Below are 24,168 nucleotides of genomic sequence, written 5' to 3' on the forward strand. Positions count from 1 at the left end.
ACCGACACGGACACGGCATTCGACCGACGGTGGCACGGCATTCGGCCGACAGACACGGCATTCGACCGACAAAAAGCACGGCATTCGGCCGACGTTTTACACGGCATTCGACCGACGCTCAGTGCGTTTTTTTGAATCGCTGCAAGTCACGATTGGCGTGGCCTACAGCGATTTTCAACGACCTAAAAAATCGGGTGCTAATCTATTTATAATCTTTTTTTAATCTAAATATAGGGCCGCTGCCCTGTGGATAACTTTTGGCCTTGGTCTGCCCATCAGCAGCGTCATCGACACTCAGTGCGAGCCCGTTGCCATGGCTTTTTGAAACTGCCAATAGGCATCGCGCAGTGTACCCAGCAGGGCCACTTGTTTACGGATATCGGCGAATTCGTTTTCCAAGGTTTCCACCAGTTTCTGCTCCCAGTCTGGTTCACCCTTCAGGATCCGCTGCAGGGGATAGCGATAGCCAGGACCTTTTTTCAGGTATTGGCAAATCGGTTTAGTTTGACCATTTTGGCGCAGGGTGGCCATCCGGTACCACTCGATGCTAAACGACAAACGACTTTCACGACGACGAATCCGAACGCCAATATGCCCGCGCTCTTGGGTGGTCACATGTTGATGTCGCTGATTCATTTGTCGCCAGTAATCATCCACCAACATGCGCGCGTGGGCATGCAATTGCTCCGCTTTACTCTCCAGCCACACTGGGATGACTGCATCAGTCGGCAGTAAGGATTCTTTCTCGCTATCGTCGCTTTTCATGAATTTTCCTAATACTTAACTTCAGGGATTTAGAGTGGTCGTCCCTGAGGGATTTTGGGGGGGATTTTCCGGTTTGACACAGGGCTAAGGCCAAAAACCTGTACAGACATTCAGACGCCGCGTCCCTGAATACTTAGGGATATGTTCTGCGAAACATGGCCAGGTTGACATCGATGTTCCCTGATAACCGGTTTATCGGCCTGTCCCTGTTCAGACACGGCACATCGCCAATGACTGAAAACGTTCGCTGAATGTCCCTGATAGATCAGGGAATCGCCGTACGGAAATCCTGCACAGGTTTATGCGCTGAGTCTGATCAAAACCTGCCGCGGATTCTAGGCGAGGTAAAAACCGATGGACTGACAATAAAGGCCAAAATCGGCCTTTATTGCAACCAAGGTAAAAAAAATTGCCCTGTCGTACAAATTAGGTCGAATTTGACTTTTATTGCACACGAATAGCCAGGTGACTGGTGTAACAATAGGGCTATGAACCCATATCCCTTCGTATTGTTGATGTTAATGACGTTATTGCTGCAGGCATTGACCGCCTCGGCTGATGAGGCTGTCGACAGGCCGGCTGCGTCGTATTTCGAAGACAAACAACGCGGCTGGTTTTGGTATGAGGTGCTGCCGGAGCCGGTTAAAAATGCCCAACCCGAAACCCAAGCCGATCAGGTAAAGCCCAAGCCTGACATCAAACCGCCCAGTGTTGTTCAAGCTGAAGTTGATCACAAAGCTCAAGCCCAGACTGCTGTAGAACCTCAACCCCTCTCATCCGCCTGGTTCAAGCAAAACCTGGAGCATTACCTAAACCAGGCCATAGACGATCCGAGTCCCGAGAATGTGGCGGCGTTTTATTACCTGCAGCGGGTGATGATGGATAAAGCCGAGCGGTTTACCAATGCCGCGCGTTACGTGGTGATGTCCGATCCGCAACTGGATGAAACGGTGCGCCGGCCAGTGGCTACCTATGCCGCGAATGAAGCCAATCATCAAGCCAGCGTGGTGGCCGAGCGTGCTTTGAAAGCGATTGCCGCCCAAGCCGGTATTTTGTTTTTCTTCCGCTCCGATTGCCCGTATTGCCATGTGCAGGCGCCGATTCTGGCGATGCTGGAAAACGCTTACGGATTCAAGATTTATCCCGTGTCGCTGGATGGTTTACCGATGCCGAATGGCTTTTTCAATGAGTTCAAACGGGATAACGGTCAGGCGGCCATGTTGGGGGTTGAGCAAACCCCTGCGCTGTTTCTGATGAAACCGCCCAAGCAAATTGTACCTTTGGCGCAAGGCGCCTTGTCGTTGGAGGAACTCACCGGACGGATTCTGCTGGCCGCCAAGGAAGCCGGTTGGATCGATGCCACGCAATACCAAACCACCCAGGGCATTCGTAACACACCCATGTTGTTACCGGCCGCCGGTAGCATCAGCCCTGCGGTCACTCAAGATCCATTGTCACTGATCCAGGCATTGCAACGCAGTGCGCAAAGGGGGAGTACACCATGATGTCGTTTTCATGTCGATTTCGCTATCGCTACCAATATCGCCAGGTATTAGTATTGATTCTGTTGGTTGAGAGTGCCGTTCCAGCCTATGCCGACCTGCAACAGGAAATGGACAGCATGTTCGGCACCATGACCAACTACACGGCACCGACCGCGCATTTGGGACAGCGCCGTGGCGTGATTACCGGCGGCAGCTTGGTGACGCGCAATGGCATCACTAATACCAACCTGGTCTCGTTTGTACCACCGTCGTTCAGTGCCGGCTGCGGTGGTATCGATTTATTTGCCGGCAGTTTTAGTTTTATCAACTTCAACCAGTTCGTGCAATTGATGCGTAACGTGGCCGGCAATGCAGCGGGATATGCGTTTCAGTTAGCCGTTGGTGCCATGTGTCCCTGGTGTGCGTCGGTAATGACTGACCTGCAAAAGAAAATCCAGGAGATGAACCAGATGTTCAGCAACTCCTGTCGCTTGGCGCAAGGCCTGGTCAACGATACGGTCAAAGCTTTCGATCTGCAAAGCAAAACCAATCTGTCCAATGCCTCGTTTACCCAAGGCATCTCGGATGTATTTTCAAGCTGGACCAATACCAGTACCCTGGGTGATCCGGTACAGCAGATCAAACAGAACGATCCGACGGATATGACCAAGATCATCCAAGGCAATTTGGTGTGGAGGGCTTTAGTCAACCAAAACGCCGGTGGTTGGTTTAGGTTTGGCGGCAACAGTTTGCTAGAAGCGGCGATGAGTATTTCCGGCACGGTGATCGTCGACGCCCCGCAAGCCGCGCCCGACGGCAAAGGCGAAAACAATGCCATCAGCGCGCCGCCACCGGTGTTGCGTATCAAGGATTTGATGTACGGCAACGACGCCGACAACAGCTATCAAACTGTCAGGATGTACACCTGCAGTGATGGCCACGATGCCGATCAGTGTCTGAAACCTATGGTCCAAAACGTCAATCTGGTGGGCTTGAAGCAGCGGGTGATGGACATCCTGTTGGGTTCGGCGAATTCAGGCAACGGGCTGATCTACAAATTTTCGACCAACAGCGGTCAAATCACCGATAGCGAAAAAGCCTTCATGCAAACTGTGCCGGATGCCATCGGCGGCATGATTCATAACCTCGCGCGGGAAGACGCTGGTATTGCCAAATTGTGGGCTGAAGAAGCGGCACCGGTGATTGCCCTGGAACTGGCGCAGCTAATCGTCAACGATTTGCTCACTGCCGTACAAACCGCCGCACACATGAATGACCATGCCTACGCCAAGTTGCTGATGGATGCTCTGAAAGATGCTAGAGAGCAAATCCAGGACGAATACGTCACCATTGCCGGACGCTATGGCAATCCGCAAACCTTGATGGCGTTTTACCAGCAATTGATGACCACCGTGAAGCCTAAACACTATGGCACCGTGGCGCAATTGCCGGCGTCTGGCACCGCTTGGCCGACGCCTTAATGGAGTCCGCATGAGGCTCTGTCCGAACAGTACTACAAGACTCGCTTACCGGTGCTTTCTATCAATCGTAGGCGTGTCTTCGTTTTACCCTATTTCTTTAAAGGCAATCGCCCATGTTTGAAATCTTCTCGGTGGGCGATTCCGCCTATTTACAAGCCGTCCTCAATGCGATTGCGATGATCTCTGGCACCGGCGACTACAGTGCCGCTGCTGCCGTGGGTGGTTTGATTGGTGTGATCATCGTCATGCTTAGAGCCTTGTTGCAATGGGATGGTCGCGGCATTCGTTATCAGGATTTATTGTTGGCGTATGTGTTGTGGTTGATGCTGTATGCGCCGTCGGTGCAGGTGTCGATCGAGGATGCCTATACCGGCAGCGTGGTGGTGGTCGACAACGTACCACTGGGTCCGGCGGTGGTCGGCAGTGTGATGTCGAACATGGGTTATCGCACCACGCGCTTGTTCGAACAAGGCTTTGGCACACCGTCGATGACCGGCAATGGCTTTGCCGACAGCTTGCAGACCTTGACGGCGGTAAGGAAGAATTTGTTGTCGCGGATTAATCTGGGGGCGGCCAACGTGCCGAATGCCGGCAGTGACATGGAAACCTCGTTTGCCAATTACGTGCGGGAATGCACCTTGACCGGTGTCGATCTAAACCAGAAATCAGTAGATGCCATCTTGCGCGATGCCGATCCGTTGAATGCGATCAGGTTTGATTCCGACATCTACATGACCCAAATCTATGTCGGCGGCCAACCGCAAACCAAAACCTGCACGGATGCCTGGGCCGATTTGAGCGTGGTGGCCACCGGTAATTTCGCGACGGCGCTGGAAGGGTTGTTGCAACCGACCTTGGGCGTACCGGCGGCAGGCGATACGGTGCCGAAAATCCAGGATGCCTTTGATGCACTGGCCGGCCCTGGCGTAGTCGATGCTGCCGATTACATGCTGATGTCGGCGATCCTGCCGATGTTCGAGAAAGGCGTGATCGGCCGGCATGAAGACGGCTTGCATTGGAACAAAGCGGCGATGGTCGAGCAAGCCATCCAGCAACGCAACACCCAATGGGCCGCCGAACAAACCCTGTTTGCCAAGATCGTCCGGCCTATGATGGCGTTCATCGAAGGCTTGAGTTATGCCATCGCGCCGATCATGGCCTTCGTGGTGATGCTGGGCAATGTAGGCATCCGGATGAATATCGGCTACTTCTCAATGTTGCTGTGGATCCAGTTGTGGATGCCGATTCTGGCGGTGATCAATCTGTTCATCCAAATGTCGGCCGCAGGCAAAATGGCGGCACTGACCACCGCCACCTACAACTTGCCGTCGATGATGGGTATCTACCAGTTGGACATGGAGTTGCAACAATGGCTGTCGATTGGCGGCATGCTGGCCGCTTCGACGCCGGCCATCACCTTGATGCTGATTTATCGCGGGGCAGTGACTACTACCCATTTTTTGGGGCGGATGGACGGTGGCGATTACGTCAACGAGAAAATCGCCACGCCGGATGTGATCAGTCCGGCGCCGGTATTGAATGCGCAAGCGCAGCATCAATACAGTCCGTTGTCGGCGATTACGCAAACCGGAGTCGACAAAGTGCTGCCCACCTTTACCGCCGGGAAGGACATGAGCGCTGCCGTTTCATCTGCCTATTCAGCGTCCGAGCAAGCCACCAATAGCTTTATGCATAGCGTGTCGTCCACGGCGTCGAAATCGGCTAGCATCAGCAGCGATGCGTTTGATAGTCGTTCATTGGGCAATCAAATCGCCAGCAGTTCCAGTTATACCGACGCCTATAATCGTCAGTTTGGTGAAGCCTTCGCTAAGAAACATGCCGATACAGGCATCTCTGCCGATCACTTTTCGGCACTAGTGGCCGGTAGTGCAAACGCCGGCGGCAAGACCTCAAACGATAAATTGAGTGCGGCGATTTCGGGTCGGCTCCAGAATGACTTTAAAGTGGGTCAGGACAAATCTGATGCCATTGCCGCCGACATCAGTCAGACCGTCAACGACAGTCAGGGCTATCAGGCCGGGTTGGCGAAAAGCCTGGCGCTGGATGCGCAAACTGGAACTCGAAACGTCGCGTCAATGGGGCTACAAAATCAATCGTTGTCCTCGCTGCAACACAGTGCAACCGATGCGGTATCCGCCAGTGAATCCTATCAACAAACCCTATCGGCCCAACAACGCTTCGGAACGCAAGCCAGTTTCGGCGCGGCGGAAACGGGATACAAAATCGCGCATGATCCCGGCTTGATGGAACGCCTGGATCGGACATTGGATCAATACGGTTTGCGAGGCGATACGCAACGACTGGCATCGCAATGGAAAGCGGCAGGTTGGATCAGCGATGCCGATCAAGCCTATGCTGCCGCCGGCATGTCGTTATTGACCGGTTTTTCGTCACCCAGTTACCGCACGCTGGATGATCAACAATCGCACCAGGCGCACATCTCGGGTTACCAACTGCTGGGCGATGCCTTTAATGCGCCGCAGGCCGATCAAAGCTGGAATGCCAACCATAACGAATCGCTGAAAACCAATGCACCGGAAACTGGTAGGGTTCAATCAGTCGTCGAACAGGCCAATCTCAAAGACCCACGCGCTGAAACCGAATCGTTAAATCAACGAACACGGGCACAGATTGGTTCAGCGACGGGAAAAATTGCCGGTGGCGAAGCCCGTGTTGAAGCACAACACGATCGAAATCTGGCTGAGCGTGAACAAAACTCAAGAGAAGGCTTTGGGAAATTGGCGAATGTCAAGGCAGAGCATTTTAGGCAATCGATTGCGGCTGCGGCCAATGACACGCCTTCGGCAGCGGAGGCCTCATTTAACTACTTGGGAGGTAGTCTTTACAATTCAGCGAAAAATATTGAAGCCGTCGGCGCGGGTGCCAAAGGATCGCTGAATGAATTCATTGCGCATGCTGAAGAAGCGTATTCAAAAAAAGCGGACCATTGGGAAGCGATTAAATACGGAGCCTCTCAATCTCAGGCTGGATTTACTGAAGCCACCAAACAGTGGGCCGACCAACGTGTGGGTGCCGTTTCGGATCGACTAACCTCAAGCCAACAAGCCTATTACCGCGCCGCGATGATCGATACATTCGCAGGTATCGCTGTTTTTGGTGAGAAAGCTGGCGATTTGGGTGCCGCGAAACAGAAATTACTGGATGAGGAAGGGCAAGATAATGGCAGCAATATTGCCCAATTGCTAAAACAAGCGGCCGGTCAGAACAGAAAGGATCTGATTGACCAGATCGGGAATTACAACCGAGCCCTTGGAAGAATTAATTATTAGCCAAACCTTTAACGCTGCGGCGGGTTTTGAATAGCTGCAATAATCCAAACAGTAGGCCTCGGACTAGCATGATCGAAAATAAAAGCACCACATAGGAAGTCCACTCATGGATTTGCTGAATCAGGACCATGGCCAACACTACCAAGATGGCCCAGTAATAATTGCTTTCATGGCCAAGTTTAGCTGCCAGCTGTTCAATAGCTTGGTAGGCCAGTTCTGCTAAAGCCAACAACCCGAAGACGACGGTACCGTATAGGGAAATGTGTCCTAAGCTGCTTGAAAGAAGACCCTTCGAGCTTAGTAATCCGATAAAGCAAAATCCAATGATAGCAGTTGCAAAACCGTAAAAGGCCGAAAAGGACAACGTTCGAGTTTGAAAACGTCGTAATAAACGTCCAAAGCCGCTTTCGAATTTCGAGAAAGTACTGCCGCAAAACGGGCAAATCGATTTCAGTGGCTGGCCATAGTAAGTGACAACTCGTGGCACCATAGAGCGTTTACAGTCATGGCAATGTACAGTGGCATGATGTCCGCTAAAAACTGAATGGACGTTCGATTGCTGAATCGTGGCTCGGCCTTTAAATCGGTTTGATAGAGAGGATGACATCAATAGCTCCCGAATATCATAGTGCGATTATCGTACGTGTATATTGCAGGATTTCCAAGTCATAATATTGAAATTATTGGATTATTTTACCTTAAAGTTGATCTATTTACACCCTCAGTCCGACTCGGACTGAGAGCTCATTTATTTTGTCTGTAAGCGCTGAGAACACCTTGCTTCATTTGCAATTTGTTAGAAACGAATTTAGATTTCTGACACTCGATTTATAAATCAAAGTTTGCAAACAAACTCATCTTCAAGAATGGTACTTTGCTGTCCAAGGCTTGAGCATCATAATCTGGTCTGTTTCGATTTATGTCCATCAGCCCGCCAGCAATTCGATATATGACTGGTAACTGTAACTGCGGTTTTTTTTAAGCCCGGTAAATTCCACTACGATACTCAGCTCCTCCAAAACCTTGACCGCCGCCGTGGCGGTTGGGAAGGTCGTGTTCAATTTCTGGCGCACCTGTTCGATGCTGAAGCGCGGCATCATAGGCAGAACCTCGAACAAACGATAACTGGCCGGGCCGACTTTCGTCGCAGCCAGCAGGCGCCGCCGATCCGCCGTGATCAGGCTGGCAATTGCCACAATATTGCGTTCGGCATCGGTCGCGGCCACAGCCACCGCTTCCAAAAAGAACGATACCCAGCCTTCCCAGTCACCCTCGCTACGGATGGCCGACAAACGGCGGTAATACTCGCTCTGATGTTGTTTCAAGTAGCCGCTAAGATAGAGCAAGGGTTCTGGCAATAAGCCCCAATGCTCCATTAATGCCGCAATCAGCAAGCGACCAATCCGGCCGTTGCCATCCAGAAACGGGTGAATGGTTTCAAATTGGGCATGCACCAAGGCAATTTTTACCAATGGCAGTAACCCGTCAGACGGTGTTGCATGAATGAACCGTTCTACATCGGCTAACAAATCCGCTACCCGTTCTGCCGGTGGCGGTACAAACGCCGCATTGCCGGGCCGGGTACCACCAATCCAGTTCTGCGAGCGGCGCAACTCGCCGGGTTGTTTACCCGTGCCTCTTGCTCCGTCCAGCAGTAATTGGTGCGCATTGCATAACAATCGTACGCTGATTGGCAGACCGTCGGTAGCGCGTAAGTTTTCCTGCACCAGACGGAATGCTCTGAGATAGTTGGTTACTTCCTCCACATCGTCGGTATTACTGACGGCAAAGCCCGCTTCATCATCAAACAAGTCGGTTAACGTCGCTTGTGTGCCCTCGATTTGTGAGGTCAGTAACGCCTCCTTTCGGATCGCGCTATACAACAACCAATCCACCGACGGCACAAGGCCGGATACCCCCGACAACCTTGCCAAGGCCAACTCTGCGTTATGATTCAGCCCCGCAAAGCTTTCGACGGCCAAAGGGGGATTGGCCGGCGGTAAGGCATGCGGGACAAACGCCCGCACCGGCTCGCCCAAAGTTGTAGAAGTGATGTAATCGCCAGTGCTGCGCATGATATTTAAATTCTTTTTAATTATTCGCCAACATATTAAAGCATTCTTTAATTCAAGGCATAGCTTTCAAAGAATTCTTGAATTTGCAAAGTTTGCTCTACTGGGTTATCAAACGCTATAGAAGTCTTACATCAGCGAAGGGTTGCGCCATAAGGTAGAGAAGACGATCTCGAATCGATGCCCCAATGTCTCGAATGCTCATGCCAGGCTATCCAGATAAGGGCGCATCACATTGGCGACGCGGCATATCTTGACATAGCGCCAATTACGTCGCTGGTCATGCGCTTCTCGTGCCAGGCATCGCGTAGCGCTTCCAGGGCGACATCAAGGCCGATTTGCCGGGTAACACTTCTTGTTTAAACGATTCGGGTACGAAAACCTGACCAAATAACTGGGGTCGCCAAATTAAACCCTCAACCAACACCAGTCCGATCAATGGACTGGCGTCGACAACTACTTTCTTGGACATTGGATATCAGGCTTGGTTGAGCCACCGATCCAGTGTGTCCAAATCGTCCTCAACTTCGTCGGCCGTTTGATCGATGATTGGAATGCCCAGGCGCGAGACGTGCGCAATAAAGCTCGCCAACGGCATATCGGCCAGTTTCGCCGAGCGGGCAAGGGATAAGTTTCCGTCTTTAAATAATGCTGTCGTCAAGGCTTTGCGTACGCCCGGCATGCCGATGATTTTGGAGGCTTTGAGACCGACCATCACCGCGTCCGGTTCGTTTCGATTCATGACCAGTACTATATCCTCGTGAGCCATACGCAGCGCTTCGCTAGGATTGTTCTTTAGACCGCTGACATTCACTGTTTTCATAGCCAGACTATATAGGAAGATTCAATAGGTGGACTATAGCCCACTGAATTGAAAGGGGTACCTAAAGTTATCCGATGGGCTGTCTGGATAAAGACCCCTATGCGACCACCACTAATCTCATCATTCAAATGGTTGTCATGTACTTGATACGGTTTTCATGGCACACACCTGGCAGATGGGCTGATAATTGCTGTCATAGAAGATCACGAAATCATGATGACATCGACTGCAGTATCGCAATTCTGCCATGCCAGTTTGGATAGCCTCAGCAATCACCCAGGCCTCGGTGAAATTGGCGGGTCTGATTTTACTGAATGGTCGTCGCTCACTAATATGACCAGGAAAAGTTTTACAGAAACAATCCCAGGCAAACATCACAGCATTGATATCAATGCCGGTTTTCACGTTACGTTGACTGGCACAACGATAAATAGACGCAAATACTGCCACATATAAAAATGCTTCGCGGGACCGGGTGATCGAATCGAGGCTAGGGATCTTTCCGGGCAGCGGTCTTTCTCGGTGCAGCTTATAATAAATGTACTGTAAATCCTTGTCGCCCAGGCATGAAATGACTTTTTTGACGATCGAAGTGCGTAATTTTCGCTTTAGCAATTCATATAACAGCCAATGCTCGTACCACTGCAATTGGTAAGGGTGCGAGCGCCTCATGATGCGCCATCCTGGGCTAGTATCGATAATAATTCTTTGGCCCGATGTTCTGGAGAATCTGTGGCAAATGTTTGTATTTCAATAAATTCTCGCCAGTGACTGGGATTGATTCGAGGACTAAATTTTAGATAGTCGCTTCCAGCCAATGCTTTCAGCTGTTTGATCGACATATTGCGGAGTACTTCAATGGCCTCTGTCGGCAAACCAAGATAAAACTGAGCCTTATACGCATCGCCGGCGGCAATCATCCCTTTGGCCACCAGCAAGTAATCCAGGTTGAGGTTATACAAATCATTGTCCATTCAAATGACCTGTCTAAATGATCGTTCTGATATGCGCTGCTAGGGTAATGACATTTTGGCCATACTCGATGGCGGCAGGAATATTCTTCCAGTTGTAATAACGCCCTACACCTAAGGCGAAGTTATCTGGCGATGATTGAATCGCTTTGGCGAGCAACTCAGCGCCTATCTCGAGGTTGGTCGTTGGATCGAGCAACTGTTCGGGCTTATCAACCCGGTGGCCATGCCAGCGCAGATTGACTTGCATAATGCCGATGTCGACATTTCGGTTACCTTCCTTCAGCAGCTGTTTAAGCTGGATAATAGCGTCTTGTTTATTCGTTGTAATGATGGCTTTGCCGGCATGATTTAGCGCCCAGGGCCAAGGTGTTACTTGGTTTTTTTGATGATGATTTCTCGACTCGATCAACGCTACTGCATACAAGACATAGGGATCCAGTTGATGTCGTGCAGCGACGTCCCCCCATACCGTGGTTTGCAGTAAAGATTTGGCAGAAAGGATGCTGGCCGATCGCTCACTTGACTGGTTTTCAGCCGCCCAGCTTAACTCGTTTGAAAAACTGGATACCATGCCAATCAATAGCGCGATATGACTGGGTATAAGTGGTATTGGTCTGCCCCGACCTCGCGCCGGTGTGACTTTGGTTAAACTCAATAACATGACACGCTCTCAATTCAATGAAGATTAATGAAAGTGTAAAACCTGCAGCCTGAGAAAACTGGTTTGAAAAATCACCCGTAGGGTCGATATTCGTGGATTATGGATAGGGCATCAGCAAAGCGTTGGCAAACGCTTGGTGATTTCCGTGTGATCAACGCGATAGCATGACAATAAGTCTCCTTAAACAAGCATTAGGAGTTCGTCATGAATCAGGAAAATCCAAGCAATCGGAATCGGCACGCCCCTTGGAACAAAGGTAAGTTGATTGGCCAGAAATCGCCTTTAAAGTTGAAAGAAATCTGGGCCATACGCATCCGTTTGCAGATGACCAAAAACATACGTGAACTAGCATTATTCAATCTTGCCATTGATAGCAAACTCCGAGGATGCGACTTGGTGAAACTTAAAGTCTGCGATGTGGCTCAAGGTGGCCGGATATCATCTCGCGCAATGGTCATGCAACAGAAAACGCATCGTCCAGTTCAATTTGAGATAACCGAACAAACCAGAGACTCATTAGCAAACTGGATTAGCCAAGCTCAATTGAAATCCGATGAATATCTTTTTCCTAGTCGAATTCATGAATCACCACACATTTCAACCCGGCAATACGCTCGCATTGTTGAGCATTGGGTGACGTCAATCGGTCTTGATCCAGCAGCATACGGAACCCATACGATGCGACGGACAAAAGCGACATTGATTTACCGTCGGACAAAAAACCTGCGAGCTGTCCAGCTATTGCTGGGTCATACCAAACTTGAAAGTACTGTACGTTATCTTGGAATAGAGGTTGATGACGCATTAGAAATTTCGGAACAGACCGAAATTTAGCGTTAAATAATGAGGTAGCAGTCGTTTATTTTGACTGCTACCGATTTTGAGCCTGCTAATTCCCACCCATTTTTGACTGTCACGTTGCACCAATAAGGTCAATAGTTAGGGGTGCGGAGTTACTAAGGTTATATATCCAGTGAATCAGCCGAATGGCAGGTATTCGGTAAGCAAATCGACATTATGGCCGAGTCACAACGGCCATCAAGAGACATTCAGTAATTTCACGGCAAAGGCAAATTTATGCTGTATAGCTGTCGTCTAACGCGTCACACCACTAGACGAAACTTGAAAAAGCCCCCCGTTTTCTCGCAAAGCATGAATATGCCAGCCTGATTAAAGCGTTGGAGGCGAACCATGGTGATCATGCTCAGTATTGGTGCGATCAAATGAGTCAATAGGATTGAGTTTTATGAAGGGAGCGAAGTTTTTCATTATCTCTTTCAGCAATCGAGGGAATTGATCCCGTTCATATCGAAAAATCTTGTTTTGCATAATGGCGTAAAAAAAATAAGCGGGTACAGCAATAACCAGCCCCCACATGGTAGTTATTAGCGATTTATCAATGGCGGACACTAGCGCAGACATATCCCTTTTGCCGACTATGGCAAATTGCTCGAACGTACCCATAATGCCGATAGTTGTTCCCAATACACCCAGCAACGGTGCGATAACATAAGCCGTTGATAGCGAAGATAGCGATTGATAGAGTTTATCCATAACATCATCAATTGGAGTGGGATTCACATCGGGATGGATCGACTCACCGCGCTCGCCAGCCTCAATGTAGGCCAAAATGACCTTCGCTAGCGGGGAAGATAGTGTCGTCAGACGTTCACGGAATGAATCGAATGCCTGCTGATTGGAGATACTTTTAGCTTCTTCTATCAGATCATGCGGCATTACACGAGAGGATCGTAGCTCCAGGAACCTTTGCAAAATAATGCCCAGGGTAAAAATTGATAGCGGAAGTAACGCCAACATGGTAATCCCACCCTGAAGGACATACTCGTCAAAATAGTTTTCGCTCATTTCCATAGTTGTTAGTTTTAAATCAAACGAAAGGTTATGTTGAAGGTTTTTCGGTTTCGATTTTGACTTTTTCAATACCAGCCATTCTGCAGGCGCCCAACACGTCAACAGTGGCCTGTAAACTGCTGTTAAGATCGCCTCTGACGATTACACTATTAAATGTAGGTTCGCTTTGCTTTTTCTGCGACAACCATTCCGGCAAACTGGAGATCGGCATTTTCTCGCCATCGACAAGATACTGATTATCTTTGGTGATGAAAATAATTAATGCCTGTCTCTGCGTCGATGAAGTCTCGGAAAATTCTGTGACAGGCACTGCGACATCAATGGCGTCAAAAACAGCCAGCTCGGTCGCAAACACAAAGAACAACCTGATTATAAAGCTCCTTCAGCTGCACGAAGCGAGCTAAGTGGGCGGGGGCTGATATTGACGGCGGCCAGGAGTAAATGCAGGGGTAAAGTCTCCAAGTGGAAGCGTCGGTTAAAGCGATACACAAAGGCGGCCAAGTAGCGAAATCCATACTTGGCAAAGTCGAAGGCATGGTAAGCGCCGCCTAAACTGGTCTTGAGATTACCCAATACCGTGTTAATCCAACTAAACTCGGGTAAATCCTTGGGTTTGCGTCCGCCCACAACAAGGGGTTGATGGTGACAACCCGCCGCCGTGACCGCGGTAAAACAGGCTAGCCCATCGGACACGACAACGCATCCCGGGCTGAGATCGCGTTGAGCCCAGTCCGCAATGGCTTTGAGGGTAAAACCGGGCACCGGGGCCATTTTGATATAGAGAGGGTGGCCTGCCTGATCCAATGAAACCGCTGCGACGAAGGGGACTTTATTCTCGGAACCTCGCCCGGCTTTGCCGCCGGTCAGTTCACCGCCGAGATAGGCATCGTCAATCTGAACGTGTCCCTCCAGGTGATAAAGCGCGTCTCGTTCCACCATGGTTTGCATCAACTTCTGCTGCATCAGCCAAGCGGTGGGGTAACTGACGCCCAGTAAGCGTTTCAAGGCTAAGGCCGATAAGTTGGTTTTGGCCTGGCTGATCAGATAGATCGCCATAAACCAGACGGTTAATGCCAATTGGGTACTTTGAAATAAAGTGCCTGCGGTGAGGGACGTTTGTAGCCGACACGTTCGACATTGATACGTTTGATGGCTACCGACGCTGAGCAAGTAATGTGGCGCTTGTCCACAGCGCGGACAACGAAACCCATCGGGCCAACGAGCTTTTTCCAGTGCCGCCTCGCATTGCGCTTCCGTGCCGAACTGTTCGAGAAATCCAGGCAGTGACAAGCCCTTTTGAAATTGGATACGATTCATAGCCATGACAGCCTCCTTGGAGTTTGAGGCCAGTATGCGCGTTTTAATCTTTTTATACCTGGATTCAGCTGACAAGCTTGAGGAGCTTTCTAATCAGGAAGAACAATAAGATATTAAGGACCAAGTCCAAAAATGCGTTCAGGTTGATGCCAGGCTGATTGGTCCAGCGGGAAGATCGTCTGGCTCTAGTCCTCATGTTAATCTTTAAACCACAATAGCTGTGAGTGCAGTCAGCAACTTAAAAAAGGCCGGGGGAAGCAAGACTTGATTTGGGAATTAGCCGTTGCCTTTGTAATTTATAATAACATTTTATTTTAAGTGCCAAGTCCATTAGTGCAGCACGACAATCAGCCAAACAATCCCTTCTGGGGTTTAAGAATTTCTCTTATTTTTCACGTATTGTTTCTATGCGTGTTGGCTGTGATTAACAATACTCACCAAGCTGAGGTCAAACCTCCGCAGTTTGTCGAAGTTGCCACTATTGCCTTCAAACCGGAGCTTAAGGAACCGCTTGCTGCTATATCAAATCAAGCACAAGCTCAGCCATCACCTTTGTCAAAGCCGAAGCGGGTGTCAACTCCGGTAACGACCAAACCGAAAAAAACCGAAAAGCCGAAACCTAAAGCAAAGCCGCGGGTTTTACCAGAAGCTAATAACACATCATCTAATAAGCCTGAACCAGATTCACGTCTGACAGAGCCTCTCGAGCAGGGTAATTCAGATAATGCATCGACAACAGCCGACGATGGACAGAAACCCACCGGCGGATCTGGTGAAGGAAACGGTGGAAGTAATGGTGGTGGAGTTGGTAGCGCTGGGACATCCAACAGTTCTAGCCTAATCGTATTGTCGCGAGTACTACCCGATTATCCGCCCATTGCCAAGGCCAGAGGTATACAAGGTTGGGTGCAGCTTTATATATCCGTTACCACTGAGGGAACGGTTAGTGCTGCGAGAGTAGTTGACGCCAGCCCAAAGCAGATATTCGATCAAGCAGCACTCGAAGCTATTTACGGCTGGCGTTTCAAGCCGGCCTTCAAAGATGGTCAAGCCGTGGCTAGAGAAGCCACGCTAAAGGTGGTTTTTAGGATACAACCACAACGGTAAATCAATGTAAAAACCCGTGCAGGGAAAGTCTCCACAAAACTTTCATGGGTATATAATGAAATTTCCCTCCATTCGGGCGGGACTAGCGCTTGTCACGTAATTTAGGAGAGCCATCATGAACAAGATTCAAAAAATCCTCATCGCGAATATGGCATTCGCAGTATGTTTACCAGTCATGGCAGATATTAAAATACCGAAAACCAAGGTCAGCATGGAAACCTGTTTGAAGGCCGCTTTAGCAAAACGCGATGGCGAAGTTGTCAAACTTGAGTTCAAAGACGAGCGCGGCGTTCCCACTTATGAATTTGAAATTCTCGGCAAGGATAGTAAGAGCTGGGAACTAGAATGCGATGCCAAAAAGGGCAAAATAACCGAGGAAGAACAGGAAGTAGAAAATGGCGACGATCCGTTATTCAAAGAAAAAACCAAAATAAGCTTGGAGCAAGCCAAGGAAATCGCTCTAAAAGCGCATGCGGGTGAAGTTGTAGAAGTCGAGTATGAAATCGAATCTGATGGTAGCGCTTCATACGAATTCGATATCAAGACAGCCGATAAGGGTGAAATTAAGTTAGAAGTGGATGCGACTAGCGGAAAAATTGTAGAAGATAACGAGAAGGAAATTTACCAAATCGGCAAGGAATAAGTTAAACGATCTTTGTTGAGAAAAACCTCTAAGAATCACCTGAACCTTTAATTTGGTAAAAGGCGTGGTGTTTTTAGAGGTCCCGCCTCAGCTATTACCGCATTGCATGTGCCTCATTAAAACAGGGCGCGACTGATATGATTTTTTCTCGCTAGGTAGGCTTAATTTTCCTTTTTTCCAGGACCGATTGACAAGCTAAATCTAGTCGACCTAAACTGCAAAACATCCTGTTTTTCCGGTATTTAAAGCTGCATGAAGCGTTTAGTGTCTTTGATTGTTTTGTCCCTGTCGGGAAGTTTTGCCTTCAACTGGTTACCCGTGCGGGCGGCTGATTTAAGCCGAGAACAAGTGATTGAACTGAGTAAGGATAAGACGCACAAACTTAGTTTAAAAAAGAAAGATCTTTCAGGTGTCGATCTATCCGGCATTGATTTAAGTGGCGCAGATTTATTCTCTGCCAATCTGGACGGCTGCAATCTGGATGGCGCAAAACTAAACGGGGCAACGCTCGATCGGGCGCAAATTCGTAAGGCTAGTTTAGTTAAGGCCGATTTGTCATCTTCCAGCTTATACGCCGTGGTGTTGGACCATTCCGATTTAACCGAAGCGAACCTCAGCAACAGCCGTATTATCGGTTTGTTGAATCATGTCAATTTATCCCGTGCCCAACTCTCGGGGGCCAATCTGGGTGCAGATATGGCCAATCAAGGCATGGCGCCCGCGAGAATCGAAATGAACAATGCCGTACTAATCGGTGCCAATCTGAGCAACGTTAACCTGAGGCACGCCATCATGCCGAATGCCAATCTGCAAAACGCCAACTTGCACAAGGCGCAACTGCAATGGGCTGATTTATCAAGAACCGATTTCACCGGTGCCGAGATTTCCGAGGCCGACTTCAGCAACGCCATTCTGGATGGCGCGAAGCTGAACAAAGCCAACGGTCGTGACTCAGCGTTTGGTTTGAATAAAAGCGCTAAACCTTGATTGATTCCATAGCTTTGCAGCCTTCATATCTTAACTTTAACCTATTAGCCAATGTATCCATTCACTAAATGCACAACCGCTTTATTGCCTATCGCCACTTTTGTATTGGCACTAACCAACGTCAGTGTTTGCTCTGCGGCACCCAATGAGGATCAAGTGCCTAACCTTGTCGGCACCTGGACGGGCGAAAACCAAACCTACGCTGAGAAAAAAGGCTATTCAAACTGGAATAAGACCGTTGAAATTTCCGAGCAGAAGGGACGCATATTCAAAGGGCAATTCACCTACGCGGATGGCACCAAGCATTTTTTTGGAATCATCTATCCAGATAACATTTCGTTTACCTGGGTGGCGACGGATAGTAAGGGTTACAACCAAGGCCGCATTCATGGCAAGAACAGCATAAGCGCCTGTTACACGGAATCCGGTGCAGATGCGACGGTTGGTTGTGCTGAATTGACCAAAAAAGGTCAATAAGTCGTCATTTAAACCGCTGTGTTTACATTCATCAACAGCCACTTGCCAACAAACATTAAGGAATTACGAGCATGATCGGTATCTGGGGAAACCATTCCAGCGAATTCCTGTTCGTCGTAGGCGTGTCAACATTGTTGATCTTCGGTATTCCGATGGCGATCTGGCCGATTCAATGGGCAAAAACCCTCCGATGGCTTATTCCAAGCCAAACTGATCTAACCGTCTATTATGGCCGGTGCTTAGGTTGCGTTGCATTTGTAGTTGGTGTGTTTGGTGTGGTGGCCTCAGGGGAGCCGACTGTTCAGTCCTTTTATTTCCGGTTTTTGTTGAGTTGCTGGGTTCTGATGGTTGCAGTGCACATTTATGGAGCACTAAAAGGAATTCAGCCTATAACCGAAACCTATGAAATTGGATTTTGGCTTAGTTTGGCAATGCTTACCCTGATGTTCTGGCCAAATATACCCTCCTAACAGAGCGCTCCACCAGTACCAAGCCCACGAGTTGTTTTGCTTCTTCAATGTTCTTTGCAGACAAAATCAACGGTCGGCTTTCCGTGGGGAACTGGACGTTCAGTTATTTGGAGTCTATGACCGTTGTGGGTCGGTTTAACTCAGTGACGAACGACCGCTTTCCGGTATCGGAATTCAATGGCAGCTTTCAGTCGATGAATCAGAAGAGCGGACAGTCTCCAGGCGACCCTAAGCGGACTTACAGATATTAGTCGGAATGTCCGAGATTGAATCTATTTCAGACAGTGTGTCTATGGCTGAGAACCATGCTTTAGAGCAATCCTGGCTAAGGATATGCTTGGCTCCCAGCATTTCTTAAGTAACTCTAGGTGATCACTACCCTTGGTGAACTCACGTCCCCATTACCGAAAATAAACTTCAATATTTAAGTGCCACCCAACTTGAGTTGAACGCTAGCTTAACTTTGCCCCACGAAGTTTTGAATGACTCTAAAAGAGTACTTGCCAAACGATTGCTTCCACTGTGTGTTGATTATAAAAACGTTAGGTAACACGGCTTCCCAATGAGAAGCTTTTCTTCTCGCTTTAGATTCGGAAAGAATCCAACGGCTTGGGATTATCGGATCAGAATATAGAGAACTATAAGTTCTCACTTGATCGCGGACCATAAAGCACAACCCATTGATATTTATAATAATATTAATATGGCACATTCAATGCATCTTACATCTACGTCGGGCCACTACGGCCACGGCCAAAACAGCGGGTATGGGCAGGCTATTTGGACGTACCCAAGAACTAACAACTAATTCAGGAGATGTATATGTCATCGTTAAAAGACCAATTAACCACCCGTATCGCGGCCTATGATCATTGGGCCTCTCGTCGTCAATATGGGCCAGATGGTCACAACGACCGTAGTCTATGGGTCCTTGCTTGTATGGACGAGCGTCTACCGATTGATGAGGCCCTCGGAATCAATGTGGACTCGCCGGTCGGCGGTGGTGATGCTCACTGTTTTCGTAATGCCGGCGGGATCGTTACCGATGATGCAATTCGTTCAGCGATGCTGACATGCAATTTTTTTGGGACCAAGGAAATTGTCATCGTTCAGCATACTCAATGCGGCATGCTTTCCGCTAATGCGAACGATTTGGAAAAGATGCTTCGTGCTAGAGGGATCGATATTGATTCATTAACGCTAGACCCGACTTTATCAGAGCTTAAACTCGATAAAGGCGCTTTCGCTAAATGGATTGGCATGATGGATGATGTCGATGAAACCTGCATTAAAACCGTCGAAACTTTTCGCAACCATCCATTAATCCCGAAAGATGTCGTAGTTAGCGGTTGGGTATGGGAAGTGGAAACTCGCCGTCTGCGTGCCCCCACTTTTGATGCGCAAAAACGAGCTCGCACGGATGTTACCTCGGCTCAATTCGGTGTTACAGCCAAACAACCTCTTCGCTGGACGGCCTAACGCCGGTCAGTAAAACAAACGATTCACTCTAAGTTAGAAGTGCTTTCCCGGGCGAAAGCCCGGGATCGATCAAAACCCATGCGTACTTTTTACGTCTTAAATATTGGAGGTAATGTTCAATGCCAACTTATGATTACCATTGCGAAAGCTGCTGCTCTGATATGGAATTTCGCCATCCAGTCAACGGAAATGCACCGGAATGCTCCCGATGTGGAAGCATAATGAAAAAAAGAATTCTGTCGGCGCCTGCCGTTCACGGTTACATGGCTGCGGGAAGAAACCAGGCTATGGCTTCGCTTCATCGCCCCCTCGAAAAGGCTAGTCATCGCCACGGTCCAGGATGCGGATGTTGCGGAGCCCATCATCACGCAAGTAACAGCAAGGTTTCCTCTTCAACTGCCGACTGATGGGGCGTCGGGATCGCATCGCTGGTTCGAGAATAATTCAGGCCACACTTTCATGAGCACACTTGTTTGGATCATCATTTTCACCCTCACTGGAGGCCTGCTCAGTGTCGGGGCGGCAGGCTTATTTTTACTGATTCCAAATCGCTACCACCCACGAATTTTACCTCATGGGCTTAGCTTCGCCGTGGGAGCGTTGTTGAGCGTCGCATTTCTGGATCTTCTGCCGGATGCACTTCGTACTGCCGGGGAAAAGCATACTCAAAGTTTGCTGGCGACGGTTTTGGTTGGCATTATCAGTTTCTTCCTATTGGAGAAATTTCTACTATGGCGGCACTGCCATGCAGGCGATTGCGTTACTCATGGTAAGGTTGGCTCCCATCGGTCGGCCGGCACCCTGATTATCGTGGGTGATGCCATCCACAACTTTATCGATGGCGTCCTTATCGCGGCGGCCTTCCTTACGGATACCCATCTAGGGATCATCACCAGCATCGCGGTGACGGCTCATGAAATTCCTCAGGAAATAGGTGACTTTGCTATTCTGATTGAAAGCGGTTACGGTCGTACCAAGGCATTACGCTATAATCTGATGTCCAGTCTATCCACACTGGTCGGGGGAATACTAGCCTATTTCAGTCTGGCATATTTACATGAAATGTTGCCCTACATTTTGGCCTTGGCGGCATCAAGCTTTTTATACGTTGCCATAGCCGATCTTATCCCCAGTCTCCATCAACGCACCGCCATTGCAAAACAATCTGCATTTCAGCAAATTGGCCTCATTACGTTCAGTATTTTTTTGGTGTATTGGATTCATGGTCAAGCCGAGGCTTTCCATAACCGCCAAGGGGGTGAGATTAAAACGACACAACCATTAGAATCTCGACCTATATGGGATGCAAAGGTTGCTATTGCTCCACTACATGGCAACGGAAAGTACAACATTTGATAGCAATCAAATATTTTCTTTTTTTTCAATTTAAATCCTTGTGCAACCATGTCCGACACCTTATTGCCCGAGCTAAATGCCATATCTTTCCTTCAGATGTTTATTACCCAAAGCGTCAAGCTAGCAGGACAATACAACAGTGAACGAGGAACAGCCAATCACATCCAGGACTTAGGGTTGACTGCCAGCAGTTATCTTGAAGCCCACGCCCGCCGTCAGTTGGGACTGTCTGGTAAAATTTCCCCCGAACAATATGCGTCGATCATTACACATATCAAGCAACAAATTGGCGGGAGCTTCACCCAGGTTCCAAGCGGTTCGGCAGGTTGCGTATGCGTTGAAAATTTCCGTTGCCCGTTCGGCGAACGCGTCAAAGAAGCTCCAGAGCTCTGTCGCACCACTGCTTCAGTATTCGGCGGCATTGCAGCCCGAAATTTCGGTTACGCAAAAGTAGTGCTCAACAAGCGCATCGCCACTGGCGATGGTAAATGCGAAGTTACGATTTATACCGATCGTGAAGCTGCCCCGATTGAAGAAGGCGATGAATATCTAAACGAGGGGGGCATGATTGTTTCACGATCTGCTATTGCCGAGGTCGCCGCACGTGTTTCGGAAAAAATGGCTCGAACATGGAATCCAAAGGATGTTTCGGGTCAGAAGCGAGTATTGGATCGGCCAGAGCTAATCGCCGAATCTGAGGTAATGCGCGAAGCGCTACAAGCGGTCGAATTGGTCGCCCCGACTTCTGCCAATGTGCTGATTAACGGCGAGACCGGGGTTGGCAAAGAAGTGATCGCGCGGGCTATCCACGCGCTCAGTGATCGGAACACACAGAAATTTGTTGCTGTTAATTGTGGCGCCATTCCGGAAAGCCTGCTCGAAAGTGCCTTATTCGGCCATGAAAAAGGCGCATTTACCGGAGCACACGAACATCGTCATGGTTTTTTTGAAAGAGCGGATGGTGGTACCCTTTTTCTCGACGAAATTGATAGCTTGCCGCTCCTTTCTCAAGCCAATCTCCTTCGTGTCCTCCAAGAAGGCGAATTCGAGCGAGTCGGCGGCGCGCAGGTTCTACATAGTAATGTCCGTATCATAACCGCCTCCAACCGCCCTTTGCTGGAACTTGTCGACCAAGGACGGTTCCGCAAGGATCTATATTATCGGCTTAACGTCGTTACCATCCGCATATCACCTTTGAGGGAGCGTCGTGAAGATATTACTGCTTTGGTCAATTATCTGTTGAAACAGATAGCTCATCGTTATGGCAAGTTCCCGAAGGTTCTGAGTAACGAGGCCTGGCAACAGATCATGGCCTATGAATGGCCGGGAAATGTTAGGGAGCTGGAGAATGTACTGGAACGCGCATTTCTGTTTTCATCCGGGCAAATCATCACCAAGGTCGGCTTAGATGTAAGTCCTAAGGCTAGTGTTTCGGCGGACCAGGAAAACCTGCGCGGCAAAAAACGGTTGGCCGCTAGCCAAGTAGAGACCAAGACCTTACAAGATGCCTTAGTCAAACACAATGGCAATGTCACTGCGGTAGCCAATGAGATCGGCATAAGTCGCCGCGCTATACACCAGAAGTTGAAACACTACAATATCGATGCTGGAGTTTTTCGGAAGCGATAAATTGTCACTATCGATCACCCCAACCTTATTAGAGAGACGAATCATATGAAACATCTTAGCCACACTATTTATCTAGCATCTATATTGGGCTTTTACCTGTTGATGAATTCTGCCGTCAACGCCGATGAATCATCAGCAAAATTTTCACGCGAACTGTTATTAAAAAAATACGTTTCACTACCAGCTAATGAAATTGATACTCATGTTATACGGGTGCGCTTTCCCAAAGGCTACAAAACACCATTGCATACACATGAAGGCCCAGGACCGCGTTATGTACTCAGAGGGCGATTAAAAATTGAGGATAGCGGTCAAAGCAATGTTTTCGGTCCAGGTGAAGTATTTTGGGAAACCGGGGCTGAAATGTCGGTAGAGAATATCGGAAAAGGCGAAGCTGAAATTATTATATTTGAGATGGCTCCCGCTAAGACTGACGCACATTAGCAGCTTATAAGGGATAGCCGCAGAATTCGGAAAAAATAGTACGCTAAGACTTTTCAGTAGTTCGCAGCGGTCTGAATTGCCCTTCTTCAATCTTTCTATTCTGACGCCAAATGTAATCGCCCGTCAGACTGATGTGTTCCCAACCCAACGGCGACAAGTATTGCAGTAGCGCATCATCAATAGGCTTGTCCAATCCCCGCAGTTTTTCGACAGCCCTTTCCAGATATACGGTGTTCCATAACACAATGGCCGCCGTTACCAAATTAAGGCCACTGGCACGATAACGCTGTTGTTCGAAGCTTCGGTCGCGGATTTCGCCCAGGCGATTAAAGAATACCGCTCTGGCTAAGGCATTGCGGGCCTCGCCCTTATTCAGTCCCGCATGGACACGTCGGCGCAGTTCTACGTTTTGCAACCAATCCAAAATGAACAAGGTGCGCTCGATACGACCCAGTTCGCGCAAGGCCACAGCCAGTCCATTCTGCCGTGGGTAACTGCCCAGTTTCCGTAGCATCAACGACGCGGTGACAGTGCCTTGTTTGATTGACGTCGCAAGCCGTAGTATCTCGTCCCAATGCGTTTGGATGCTTTTGATATTCAAATTACCGCCGATCATGCTCTGCAACGCTGGGTAATCTTGGCCGTTTTTCGGTATATATAGCTTGGTATCCTTCAAATCGCGAATACGGGGCGCAAAGCGAAATCCCAGCAAATGCATAAGCGCGAAGACATGATCGGTAAAACCAGCGGTATCGGTGTAATGCTCTTCGATACGTAAATCCGATTCGTGATACAACAAACCATCGAGCACATAGG

The 24,168-nt window shown here is 49.0% G+C and carries 26 protein-coding genes; 14 read left to right on the plus strand and 12 right to left on the minus strand.

The genetic code is table 11. The features are described from left to right. Positions 1 to 294: 294 nt before the first annotated feature. The gene (gene mobI / locus A1332_RS19810; RefSeq protein WP_064010150.1) at positions 295 to 765 is read right to left on the minus strand and encodes a conjugative transfer protein MobI(A/C); all 471 of its coding nucleotides are present in this window, start codon (positions 763 to 765) and stop codon (positions 295 to 297) included. 488 nt (positions 766 to 1,253) lie between these two features. Here mobI and traF point away from each other — a divergent pair, with 488 nt between their 5' ends. The 3 genes from traF (at position 1,254) to A1332_RS19825 (ending at position 7,041) form a co-directional block, all read left to right on the plus strand. Continuing rightward, positions 1,254 to 2,270, plus strand: coding sequence for a conjugal transfer protein TraF (gene traF, locus A1332_RS19815; protein WP_064010151.1), 1,017 nt, complete (start codon positions 1,254 to 1,256; stop codon positions 2,268 to 2,270). Beyond that, a complete protein-coding gene (locus tag A1332_RS19820) occupies positions 2,267 to 3,730 on the plus strand; it encodes a conjugal transfer protein TraH (protein ID WP_064010152.1) in 1,464 nt (487 codons plus the stop codon). Before traF ends, A1332_RS19820 begins: the two co-directional genes overlap by 4 nt. Before the next feature lie 113 nt (positions 3,731 to 3,843). Continuing rightward, positions 3,844 to 7,041 carry a conjugal transfer protein TraG N-terminal domain-containing protein gene (locus tag A1332_RS19825; RefSeq protein WP_064010153.1) on the plus strand — a complete coding sequence of 1,066 codons (3,198 nt, stop codon included), beginning with the start codon at positions 3,844 to 3,846 and terminating at the stop codon, positions 7,039 to 7,041. Here A1332_RS19825 and A1332_RS19830 read toward each other — a convergent pair. The 7 genes from A1332_RS19830 to A1332_RS19860 form a co-directional block, all read right to left on the minus strand. Further along, positions 7,031 to 7,648 (minus strand): hypothetical protein, encoded by a 618-nt coding sequence (locus A1332_RS19830; RefSeq protein WP_157204061.1) that lies wholly within the window; start codon positions 7,646 to 7,648, stop codon positions 7,031 to 7,033. The two genes, A1332_RS19825 and A1332_RS19830, sit on opposite strands and share 11 nt — an antisense overlap. A 319-nt stretch (positions 7,649 to 7,967) precedes the next feature. Further along, complete coding sequence (locus A1332_RS19835) at positions 7,968 to 9,116, minus strand: Fic family protein (protein ID WP_064010155.1); 1,149 nt, start codon at positions 9,114 to 9,116, stop codon at positions 7,968 to 7,970. 277 nt (positions 9,117 to 9,393) lie between these two features. After that, a complete protein-coding gene (locus A1332_RS19840; protein ID WP_064010156.1) occupies positions 9,394 to 9,585 on the minus strand; it encodes a hypothetical protein in 192 nt (63 codons plus the stop codon). Positions 9,586 to 9,591: 6 nt separating this feature from the next. Beyond that, the gene (locus A1332_RS19845) at positions 9,592 to 9,936 is read right to left on the minus strand and encodes a UPF0175 family protein (protein ID WP_064010157.1); all 345 of its coding nucleotides are present in this window, start codon (positions 9,934 to 9,936) and stop codon (positions 9,592 to 9,594) included. A gap of 135 nt (positions 9,937 to 10,071) precedes the next feature. After that, a complete protein-coding gene (locus tag A1332_RS19850; protein ID WP_064010158.1) occupies positions 10,072 to 10,608 on the minus strand; it encodes a FlhC family transcriptional regulator in 537 nt (178 codons plus the stop codon). Continuing rightward, on the minus strand, positions 10,605 to 10,910 hold the full coding sequence (locus A1332_RS19855; protein WP_064010159.1) for a flagellar transcriptional regulator FlhD: 306 nt from the start codon (positions 10,908 to 10,910) through the stop codon (positions 10,605 to 10,607). Before A1332_RS19855 ends, A1332_RS19850 begins: the two co-directional genes overlap by 4 nt. A gap of 13 nt (positions 10,911 to 10,923) precedes the next feature. Beyond that, positions 10,924 to 11,571, minus strand: a complete 648-nt coding sequence (locus A1332_RS19860; RefSeq protein ID WP_231890365.1) for a transglycosylase SLT domain-containing protein — start codon at positions 11,569 to 11,571, stop codon at positions 10,924 to 10,926. A gap of 204 nt (positions 11,572 to 11,775) precedes the next feature. On the opposite strand from A1332_RS19860, the gene A1332_RS19865 reads away from it, so the two are divergent. Beyond that, positions 11,776 to 12,405: a tyrosine-type recombinase/integrase gene (locus tag A1332_RS19865; RefSeq protein WP_064010160.1), complete on the plus strand. Its 630-nt coding sequence runs from the start codon at positions 11,776 to 11,778 to the stop codon at positions 12,403 to 12,405. A gap of 336 nt (positions 12,406 to 12,741) precedes the next feature. On the opposite strand, the gene A1332_RS19870 is transcribed toward A1332_RS19865, so the two are convergent. Genes A1332_RS19870 through A1332_RS19880 form a run of 3 tightly spaced genes read right to left on the minus strand, consistent with a single transcriptional unit; the run spans position 12,742 to position 14,766 of the window. Continuing rightward, positions 12,742 to 13,437, minus strand: a complete 696-nt coding sequence (locus A1332_RS19870) for a MotA/TolQ/ExbB proton channel family protein (protein ID WP_197491520.1) — start codon at positions 13,435 to 13,437, stop codon at positions 12,742 to 12,744. A 34-nt stretch (positions 13,438 to 13,471) separates the two neighbouring features. Further along, positions 13,472 to 13,798, minus strand: a complete 327-nt coding sequence (locus A1332_RS19875; protein WP_197491521.1) for an ExbD/TolR family protein — start codon at positions 13,796 to 13,798, stop codon at positions 13,472 to 13,474. A gap of 14 nt (positions 13,799 to 13,812) precedes the next feature. Beyond that, positions 13,813 to 14,766, minus strand: coding sequence for an IS1595 family transposase (locus tag A1332_RS19880; protein ID WP_064010163.1), 954 nt, complete (start codon positions 14,764 to 14,766; stop codon positions 13,813 to 13,815). 327 nt (positions 14,767 to 15,093) lie between these two features. Between A1332_RS19880 and A1332_RS19885 the strand changes: the two genes are divergently transcribed. The 10 genes from A1332_RS19885 to A1332_RS19925 all read left to right on the plus strand — a co-directional run bounded on the left by A1332_RS19885 (position 15,094) and on the right by A1332_RS19925 (position 23,352). Further along, positions 15,094 to 15,867: an energy transducer TonB gene (locus A1332_RS19885; protein WP_064010164.1), complete on the plus strand. Its 774-nt coding sequence runs from the start codon at positions 15,094 to 15,096 to the stop codon at positions 15,865 to 15,867. 115 nt (positions 15,868 to 15,982) lie between these two features. Further along, positions 15,983 to 16,510: a PepSY domain-containing protein gene (locus tag A1332_RS19890; protein WP_064010165.1), complete on the plus strand. Its 528-nt coding sequence runs from the start codon at positions 15,983 to 15,985 to the stop codon at positions 16,508 to 16,510. Positions 16,511 to 16,774: 264 nt separating this feature from the next. Beyond that, a complete protein-coding gene (locus A1332_RS19895; protein ID WP_064010177.1) occupies positions 16,775 to 17,497 on the plus strand; it encodes a pentapeptide repeat-containing protein in 723 nt (240 codons plus the stop codon). A gap of 84 nt (positions 17,498 to 17,581) precedes the next feature. Continuing rightward, entirely contained in the window at positions 17,582 to 17,974 is a 393-nt protein-coding gene (locus A1332_RS19900; protein ID WP_231890366.1) for a hypothetical protein, read from the plus strand. A 71-nt stretch (positions 17,975 to 18,045) separates the two neighbouring features. Next, the gene (locus A1332_RS19905) at positions 18,046 to 18,444 is read left to right on the plus strand and encodes a hypothetical protein (protein ID WP_064010167.1); all 399 of its coding nucleotides are present in this window, start codon (positions 18,046 to 18,048) and stop codon (positions 18,442 to 18,444) included. Between the two features lie 822 nt (positions 18,445 to 19,266). Then, the gene (locus tag A1332_RS19910) at positions 19,267 to 19,923 is read left to right on the plus strand and encodes a beta-class carbonic anhydrase (RefSeq protein ID WP_064010168.1); all 657 of its coding nucleotides are present in this window, start codon (positions 19,267 to 19,269) and stop codon (positions 19,921 to 19,923) included. A 119-nt stretch (positions 19,924 to 20,042) separates the two neighbouring features. Beyond that, a complete protein-coding gene (locus A1332_RS26580) occupies positions 20,043 to 20,330 on the plus strand; it encodes an FmdB family zinc ribbon protein (RefSeq protein ID WP_082879793.1) in 288 nt (95 codons plus the stop codon). Between the two features lie 52 nt (positions 20,331 to 20,382). Continuing rightward, positions 20,383 to 21,279, plus strand: coding sequence for a ZIP family metal transporter (locus A1332_RS19915; RefSeq protein ID WP_064010169.1), 897 nt, complete (start codon positions 20,383 to 20,385; stop codon positions 21,277 to 21,279). Positions 21,280 to 21,327: 48 nt separating this feature from the next. After that, positions 21,328 to 22,908: a sigma 54-interacting transcriptional regulator gene (locus A1332_RS19920; protein ID WP_064010170.1), complete on the plus strand. Its 1,581-nt coding sequence runs from the start codon at positions 21,328 to 21,330 to the stop codon at positions 22,906 to 22,908. 45 nt (positions 22,909 to 22,953) lie between these two features. After that, positions 22,954 to 23,352 (plus strand): cupin domain-containing protein, encoded by a 399-nt coding sequence (locus A1332_RS19925; RefSeq protein WP_064010171.1) that lies wholly within the window; start codon positions 22,954 to 22,956, stop codon positions 23,350 to 23,352. A gap of 43 nt (positions 23,353 to 23,395) precedes the next feature. On the opposite strand, the gene A1332_RS19930 is transcribed toward A1332_RS19925, so the two are convergent. Beyond that, positions 23,396 to 24,168: Tn3 family transposase (locus A1332_RS19930; RefSeq protein ID WP_157204062.1), on the minus strand; the 773-nt coding region annotated here is incomplete at its 5' end.

The sequence above is a fragment of the Methylomonas methanica genome (assembly GCF_001644035.1).
Classification (GTDB): domain Bacteria; phylum Pseudomonadota; class Gammaproteobacteria; order Methylococcales; family Methylomonadaceae; genus Methylomonas; species Methylomonas methanica_A.

Coding starts and splice junctions, on each gene's coding strand:
- A1332_RS19870 (WP_197491520.1), bottom strand. CDS start 13,437: ATGAGCGAAAACTATTTTGACGAGTATGTCCTTCAGGGTGGGATTACC.
- A1332_RS19865 (WP_064010160.1), top strand. CDS start 11,776: ATGAATCAGGAAAATCCAAGCAATCGGAATCGGCACGCCCCTTGGAAC.
- A1332_RS19925 (WP_064010171.1), top strand. CDS start 22,954: ATGAAACATCTTAGCCACACTATTTATCTAGCATCTATATTGGGCTTT.
- A1332_RS19920 (WP_064010170.1), top strand. CDS start 21,328: ATGTCCGACACCTTATTGCCCGAGCTAAATGCCATATCTTTCCTTCAG.
- A1332_RS19845 (WP_064010157.1), bottom strand. CDS start 9,936: ATGAAAACAGTGAATGTCAGCGGTCTAAAGAACAATCCTAGCGAAGCG.
- mobI (WP_064010150.1), bottom strand. CDS start 765: ATGAAAAGCGACGATAGCGAGAAAGAATCCTTACTGCCGACTGATGCA.
- A1332_RS19850 (WP_064010158.1), bottom strand. CDS start 10,608: ATGAGGCGCTCGCACCCTTACCAATTGCAGTGGTACGAGCATTGGCTG.
- A1332_RS19825 (WP_064010153.1), top strand. CDS start 3,844: ATGTTTGAAATCTTCTCGGTGGGCGATTCCGCCTATTTACAAGCCGTC.
- A1332_RS19860 (WP_231890365.1), bottom strand. CDS start 11,571: ATGTTATTGAGTTTAACCAAAGTCACACCGGCGCGAGGTCGGGGCAGA.
- traF (WP_064010151.1), top strand. CDS start 1,254: ATGAACCCATATCCCTTCGTATTGTTGATGTTAATGACGTTATTGCTG.
- A1332_RS19820 (WP_064010152.1), top strand. CDS start 2,267: ATGATGTCGTTTTCATGTCGATTTCGCTATCGCTACCAATATCGCCAG.
- A1332_RS19830 (WP_157204061.1), bottom strand. CDS start 7,648: ATGTCATCCTCTCTATCAAACCGATTTAAAGGCCGAGCCACGATTCAG.
- A1332_RS19910 (WP_064010168.1), top strand. CDS start 19,267: ATGTCATCGTTAAAAGACCAATTAACCACCCGTATCGCGGCCTATGAT.
- A1332_RS19835 (WP_064010155.1), bottom strand. CDS start 9,116: ATGCGCAGCACTGGCGATTACATCACTTCTACAACTTTGGGCGAGCCG.
- A1332_RS19840 (WP_064010156.1), bottom strand. CDS start 9,585: ATGTCCAAGAAAGTAGTTGTCGACGCCAGTCCATTGATCGGACTGGTG.
- A1332_RS19880 (WP_064010163.1), bottom strand. CDS start 14,766: ATGGCTATGAATCGTATCCAATTTCAAAAGGGCTTGTCACTGCCTGGA.
- A1332_RS19905 (WP_064010167.1), top strand. CDS start 18,046: ATGATCGGTATCTGGGGAAACCATTCCAGCGAATTCCTGTTCGTCGTA.
- A1332_RS19915 (WP_064010169.1), top strand. CDS start 20,383: ATGAGCACACTTGTTTGGATCATCATTTTCACCCTCACTGGAGGCCTG.
- A1332_RS19890 (WP_064010165.1), top strand. CDS start 15,983: ATGAACAAGATTCAAAAAATCCTCATCGCGAATATGGCATTCGCAGTA.
- A1332_RS26580 (WP_082879793.1), top strand. CDS start 20,043: ATGCCAACTTATGATTACCATTGCGAAAGCTGCTGCTCTGATATGGAA.
- A1332_RS19855 (WP_064010159.1), bottom strand. CDS start 10,910: ATGGACAATGATTTGTATAACCTCAACCTGGATTACTTGCTGGTGGCC.